The 6,144-nt window shown below is 66.4% G+C and carries 6 protein-coding genes; 4 read left to right on the forward strand and 2 right to left on the reverse strand.

Translation table 11 applies throughout. The features are described from left to right. The 3 genes from MJ797_RS22180 to MJ797_RS22190 all read left to right on the forward strand — a co-directional run. Nucleotides 1-426 (forward strand): hypothetical protein (locus tag MJ797_RS22180; RefSeq protein ID WP_374582774.1); only part of this gene is annotated, 426 nt, incomplete at its 5' end. A 219-nt stretch (nt 427-645) separates the two neighbouring features. Continuing rightward, nucleotides 646-2,328 (forward strand): energy-dependent translational throttle protein EttA, encoded by a 1,683-nt coding sequence (gene ettA / locus MJ797_RS22185; protein WP_239340617.1) that lies wholly within the window; start codon nt 646-648, stop codon nt 2,326-2,328. A 49-nt stretch (nt 2,329-2,377) separates the two neighbouring features. After that, nucleotides 2,378-2,701: a YciI family protein gene (locus tag MJ797_RS22190; RefSeq protein WP_239340629.1), complete on the forward strand. Its 324-nt coding sequence runs from the start codon at nt 2,378-2,380 to the stop codon at nt 2,699-2,701. 240 nt (nt 2,702-2,941) lie between these two features. Here MJ797_RS22190 and MJ797_RS22195 read toward each other — a convergent pair whose 3' ends face one another. Together MJ797_RS22195 and MJ797_RS22200 are read right to left on the reverse strand one after the other, a co-directional pair. Then, nucleotides 2,942-3,415, reverse strand: coding sequence for a globin (locus MJ797_RS22195; protein ID WP_374582777.1), 474 nt, complete (start codon nt 3,413-3,415; stop codon nt 2,942-2,944). 299 nt (nt 3,416-3,714) lie between these two features. After that, nucleotides 3,715-4,230 carry an HNH endonuclease gene (locus MJ797_RS22200; protein WP_239340632.1) on the reverse strand — a complete coding sequence of 172 codons (516 nt, stop codon included), beginning with the start codon at nt 4,228-4,230 and terminating at the stop codon, nt 3,715-3,717. Nucleotides 4,231-4,717: 487 nt separating this feature from the next. On the opposite strand from MJ797_RS22200, the gene MJ797_RS22205 reads away from it, so the two are divergent. Then, nucleotides 4,718-5,986 (forward strand): mechanosensitive ion channel family protein, encoded by a 1,269-nt coding sequence (locus MJ797_RS22205; protein WP_239340634.1) that lies wholly within the window; start codon nt 4,718-4,720, stop codon nt 5,984-5,986. Nucleotides 5,987-6,144 lie beyond the last annotated feature (158 nt).

Raw genomic sequence — 6,144 nt, forward strand, 5'->3', positions numbered from 1 at the left:
CGCCTGCGGGTGGTTGACGGCCCGAGCGTCGGTGTTGTCGTCCGCGCGTCGGTTCCGCCGGGGGCCCGCTCGGCCCGGTTGGAGATGACTGCCGATGGGCGTCGGATGTCCTATTCGGTTGATCCGTCCCATTCAGTGACCGGAAAGATTACTGTCAGCTCTGACGGGGTGACGATGGCCGGTCTCGGTTCCGCTCCCACGGTCATTGCCGCTCCCACGGCACAGGTATCCGCGGCAATGGACCATTCGGTGACATTGGTGTTGTTCTACACTCCGTCCGCCGGTGGCGGCGAGCGTTTTTTCGATCGTCAGGACCTTCCGGTCCGCGTCGACGCGGGGGCGGGTGTCAGTGTCGTGGCCCCCGACGGCCAGGTCGGGGCGGTGGGGTCGGGGCTTGCGCCGGCCATTCGGCTGAGCGTCGGTTGATGGTCGGTGTCTCGTGGGAAGGAGGTTCCCGGGACACGGCCGGGAAGCGGGCTCGTACCCTGGTGTCGCACCCGTGCGGATAGTGACTCCCGTTCCGGGAAGATCCAACGCTCCTCGGCGGTCTTCCCACCGGGGAGACTCCTGTTCCTGACCCGCGTTTGCTCCTGACCCGCGTTGCCGCCTGACCTGTCAGGTTGCCCGACTCGTAAGGTTGACCGCATGGCGCAGTATGTCTTCCAGATGCGCAAGGTGCGCAAAGCCCACGGTGACAAGGTCGTCCTCGACGATGTCACCCTGTCCTTCCTGCCCGGCGCGAAGATCGGTGTCGTCGGTCCCAACGGCGCGGGCAAGTCGTCGCTGTTGAAGATCATGACTGGTCTTGACCAGCCCAGCAACGGAGACGCGACGTTGAGCCCCGGTTTCACCGTCGGCATGCTCGCGCAGGAACCGCCGCTGAACGAGGAAAAAGACGTTCGCGGCAACGTTGAGGACGCGGTCCGGGAGATCCGTGGGGTCCTCGCGCGGTACGAGGAGATCAACGAGAAGATGGCTGCGCCCGACGCCGACTTCGATGTGCTCCTGACCGAGCAGGCGGCGCTTATCGACAAGATCGAGGCGGCCAATGCCTGGGAGCTCGACAGCCAACTTGATCAGGCGATGGACGCGTTGCGGCTGCCTCCGGGCGATGCCGACGTAACCAGGCTCTCCGGTGGGGAGCGCCGTCGCGTCGCGCTGTGCAAACTTCTTCTGGAGGCCCCTGACCTGCTGCTGTTGGACGAGCCCACCAACCACCTCGACGCTGAGAGCGTCGCCTGGCTGGAGCAGCACCTGGCGCGCTATGCCGGAGCGGTTCTCGCGGTCACGCACGACCGTTACTTTCTCGACAATGTCGCTGGCTGGATCCTCGAGCTCGACCGGGGCAATGCCTACCCTTACGAGGGCAACTACACGACGTACCTGGAGACGAAGGCCGCCCGCCTCAAGGTCGAAGGTGGCAAGGACGCGAAGCGTAAGCGCGTCCTCGCGCAGGAGCTGGAGTGGGTGCGGTCGAACCCGAAGGCCCGCCAGGCCAAGAGCAAGGCACGTCTCGCCCGCTATGAGGAGCTGGCGGCCGAGGCGGACAAGGCCCGTCCCCGCGATTTCGAGGAGATCCAGATCCCGCCGGGCCCGCGCCTGGGCGCTGTGGTGATCGAGGCGAAGAAGCTGCGCAAGGGATTCGGCGACCGGGTCCTCATCGATGATCTGTCGTTCTCCCTGCCGCGCGGTGGCATCGTCGGCGTGATCGGCCCGAACGGTGTCGGAAAAACCACCCTGTTCACCATGCTGACCGGTGCGGTGGCACCCGATGCCGGCGAGCTGGTCATCGGTGAGACGGTCGATATCGCCTACGTCGACCAGAGCCGCGCGGGCCTTGACCCGAAGAAGAACGTATGGGAGGTCGTTTCCGACGGGCTCGACCACATCGTGGTAGGCAAGATCGAGCTGCCGAGCCGGGCCTACGTGTCGTCCTTCGGGTTCAAGGGACCGGACCAGCAGAAGCCGGTCGGAGTGCTGTCCGGTGGTGAGCGTAACCGGCTGAACCTTGCGCTGACCCTCAAGCGGGGCGGCAATCTTCTGCTGCTCGACGAACCGACAAATGATCTTGATGTCGAGACGCTGCGGTCGCTGGAGGACGCACTGGGGGAGTTCCCGGGATGCGCGGTTGTGATCTCGCATGACCGGTGGTTCCTGGATCGTGTCACCACGCACACTCTTGCCTGGGAGGGGACGGAGGCCGACCCGGCTCGCTGGTTCTGGTTTGAGGGGAACTTCGCGGATTACGAGGCCAACAAGATCGAACGCCTTGGCGCTGAGGCGGCCCGTCCACACCGGATGACCTACCGTAAGCTCACTCGCGAGTAGGAGCGCCCCTGTTGCCTGTCGATCAACGGCCTGGTCGCGAGGGAGAGCGTTGGCCGCGTTGAACCGCTACGAACTGGTCGTACTCAGGCAGGGACGAGCGCATCCATCGTCCGGTGAGGATGCGGAGTATGACCGGCGGCATGCCGAGCACCTGGAGTACCTGGAGTCGCTTCGGGCCGCCGGGTCGCTCGTGCTGTATGCTGGGTCAGCCGAACCTGGCACGCGGTTGCGGGCGGTGCTGTTGTTCCAGGCCGGCTCGCTGGACGAGGCCCGTGCCGCTGCCGAGGCGGATCCGCTGGTGCGGGCGGGCTATCTGGTGACCGAGGTCATCCCGTTCGTCTCGGGCTTCCGTGCCCCGCGTCGGTCCGGCTGAGCGGGGTCCGGCCGCGACGGTGCTGGGACGTAGTGGTGCTGCGCGCCGCGGCCGGCCCCGGCCATCCGACCACTTAGAGCGCCCGAGAACAGGGCTGTCCGGCTCGCGGCTCCCCGCGTCCCGCCCGGCCGCGTTGTCGTCAGTCGACACCCCAAGGACCAGGGTGACTCCCTCCTCCGCCTTGCCGGATCGGGCACGGATGAGCCGCTCACCGACCGAACGCTCTGTCCTCGGGCGCGCTTATTCAGGGCGGTTGACCAGTGAGTTGGCCGCCATCGTCAGGTAATCCCACAGCGGTTCGAAGTACTCCGGAGGCAGCTTCAGCTCGTCGACGGCGGCACGCATGCGGATCAGCCAGGCGTCCCGCTGAGCCGGGCCGATCGCGAAGGGGGCATGACGCAGCCGCAGGCGTGGGTGACCACGCTGATCGCTGTAGGTCGATGGTCCACCCCAGTACTGGACGAGGAACATCCGCAGCCGTTCCTGAGCCGCGGACAGGTCTTCGTCGGGGTAGAGCGGCCGTAGCAACGGGTCCTCGGCGACCCCTGCGTAGAAATGGGCCACCAGCCGGCGGAACGTCTCCTCGCCGCCGACCGCGTCGTAGAAGGTATCCGTCGGGCGGGCTATGGACGGTCGCTGAGTCACGTTGACTATTCTGCGCGCCGGATCGCGGGCCGTCGGCGTGATACGGGGAACGGGATCCGTACGGACCATGAGGTCCGGCTCGCTGGGGCGGACCGCGCGATGGCGGTCGCTTGGAGCGTCCCCAGGTGGGATCTCGCCGTCATGCGACGCGCCGCCCGCCGTGCCGGTGAAGCCCTGCCGCTGGTCAGCACGGCGGTGACCAGCACGGCGGTGACCAGCGCGGCAGGTACGGCATGCTCGAAGCAATCGTGTGGTGCGCGCCCATCGTGTCGTGGGGATGACCGGCCGCGGGCCGGTGCTGCGGGGCGTGCGGCTGCCACGCCCCATGGCTGACCGGCCAGGACCAGGGGTGGGAGCAGGAGCGGGAGTCAGGCGGACGCGGCTTCGTCGCCGTCCGAGCTGAGGTAGCGCGACCAGCGCGGATCCATCCGGCGGTTGCCAAGAATGCGCCAAGCGGCTCCGCTCGGCGCTCTGGGAGCCGTGCGAAGCCGCCAGCCAAGATCGGCTACAGCCCGGTCGGCTTTCAAATGATTGCAGCGGCCGCAGGCCGCCACCACGTTCTCCCATACATGCGCGCCCCCACGAGAGCGGGGGATGACGTGATCCAGTGATGTCGCAGGCGCACCGCAGTAGACGCAGCGGTGATGGTCACGCGCCAGTACTCCCTTGCGGGTGAGTGGCACCTGAGACCGGTACGGCACGCGGACGAATCGGGCCAAGCGCACTACCACGGGCACTTCGACCGTGTACGTCACGGAGTGGAGAACCCGATCTCCGGCCTCGACCATGACTGCTTTCTCAGTGAGCACGAGCACCAGCGCACGCCTCTGTGAGACCACGCATAACGGTTCATACGTGGCATTGAGAACCAGCGCTTCTGTCACGCGCCGACCTCCTCGCCCTACCGGGTGGCGGCCGTCACAAGCTAGCCACCGGTGACACTGAGACAGTCAACCGCCTTCGGGGCCCGAACGCGAGTGGGTTCGCGATTGTCGTCAGGTAATCGTTGACACACTGCGCAACTTTGCCCGCGTTTGATCTACTTTACGTACCTGTTCGGATGCTAAGAGCGACCGGCAATAGGAGGCGCGGCGTCGCGGGGCTGGGGCACGCACCTCGCTGCGTTGTCATCGGTCGCCACCCAGCACCAGGGCGCCTTCCTCCGCAGCCTTGCCGGATCGGGCGCGGATGAGCCGCTCACTGATCGAACGCCCTGTCCTCGGGCGCTCTACGTGCTATTTCCTGGCGTCGACCTCTTGGCTCGCAGCTGTCGCGCATCGGTCAGACTGGGCACCGGGCGGTGCCCGCGGCTGCGGTCCCGCTTGAAGATCAATTATAGGATCGATTATCTGTGAGGAGCTGAATCCGGTCGTGGCCGACTCCGTCTCTGTGTTCGCTCAGTCGTTGGGGTCGTTACTGACTCCGGCGGTCGAGGCGTCGTCCTCGCCCACGGCGCCCGTGCCGACCCCGAGCCCGTCCAACGCTCCCATCACTCCCAGTCTTGACCAGATCTTCGGTGCGGTCCAGAACGCATGTGGGCAAAAGCCCGGTGTGCTGTGCCGGACGGTTTTTGATCTGACTCACAGCGAGTATCTCGCCGGTGGCGCCAATGTCTTTCTTGGTATGCCACTGAAGATTTTGTTGATTCTTTTGATTGCTTTCCTCATCCGCTCGATGTTGCATCGCTTCATTTTCCGGACAACCCGGCGGGCCGCGGCCGGCGGGCCGGGCGGGCTGTTCCGGTCCGGGCGCGCCATACTTCTCGGCGCCTTCGGTGATCCCACCGTGCTGCTGGAGCGGCGCCGCCAACGCGCCGAGACGGTCGGTTCCCTGCTGCGCAGCATCACGTCGGTGATTGTGTTCGGGATCGCGTTCGTGACCATTCTCGGCGAGTTGGATATCAACCTCGCGCCCATCGTGGCCAGCGCCGGAGTGGTTGGTGTCGCTGTTGGTTTCGGTGCGCAGAATCTTGTCCGGGACTTCCTGTCCGGCGTCTTCATGCTGCTCGAGGACCAGTACGGCGTGGGCGACGTCATCGATGTCGGACCGGTCAGCGGGAACGTCGAGGCGGTGAGCCTGCGGGTCACGCGGCTGCGCGACATCGAGGGTACGGTCTGGTACGTCCGTAACGGCGAGATCGCGCGGGTGGGCAACAAAGGCCAGCAATGGGCCCGTACTGTGCTTGACGTCCCGCTGGACTACGACACCGACGTCGCCAAGGCCAAGCGGATTCTCAAGACGACCGCGGACAAGCTCTGGGCGGAGCCGGAGTTCGCCACCATCATCATCGCCGAACCCGAGATATGGGGCATGGAATCGATGACCGCTGATGGGTACGCGTTGCGGGTGGTCGCCAAGACCCAGCCGCTGAAACAGTGGGATGTCGCGCGCGCGCTGCGCGAGCGCGTCCGGGCGGCGCTGGATGCCGAGGGGATCGAGCTCGGCAGTGTTCAGCGCAGCGAGGTCGTCATGGTCGACAACGGCGATGACGACGTGATGCTGAGCGATCGCGACGAGGACGAGGACGGTTCCGCTCCGGGTGCCACCCGTATGATCGAGAGCGCTCCCCTCCCCGAACTCGACGGGCCGGCTCCGTCACCGGTCGGCCGGTCAACCGGTCCCGCGTCGGTGGCGCGTTAGAGCGCCCGAGGATAGGGCGTTCGATCAGTGAGCGGCTCATCCGCGCCCGATCCGGCAAGACGGCGGAGGAAGGCGCCCTGGGACTGGGCGCCGACTGACGACAACGTGGCCGGGCGGGATGCGGGGAGCCGCGAGCCGGACAGTCCTATCCTCGGGCG

The sequence above is a fragment of the Protofrankia sp. CiP3 genome, assembly GCF_917627345.1.
Lineage (GTDB): Bacteria > Actinomycetota > Actinomycetes > Frankiales > Frankiaceae > Protofrankia.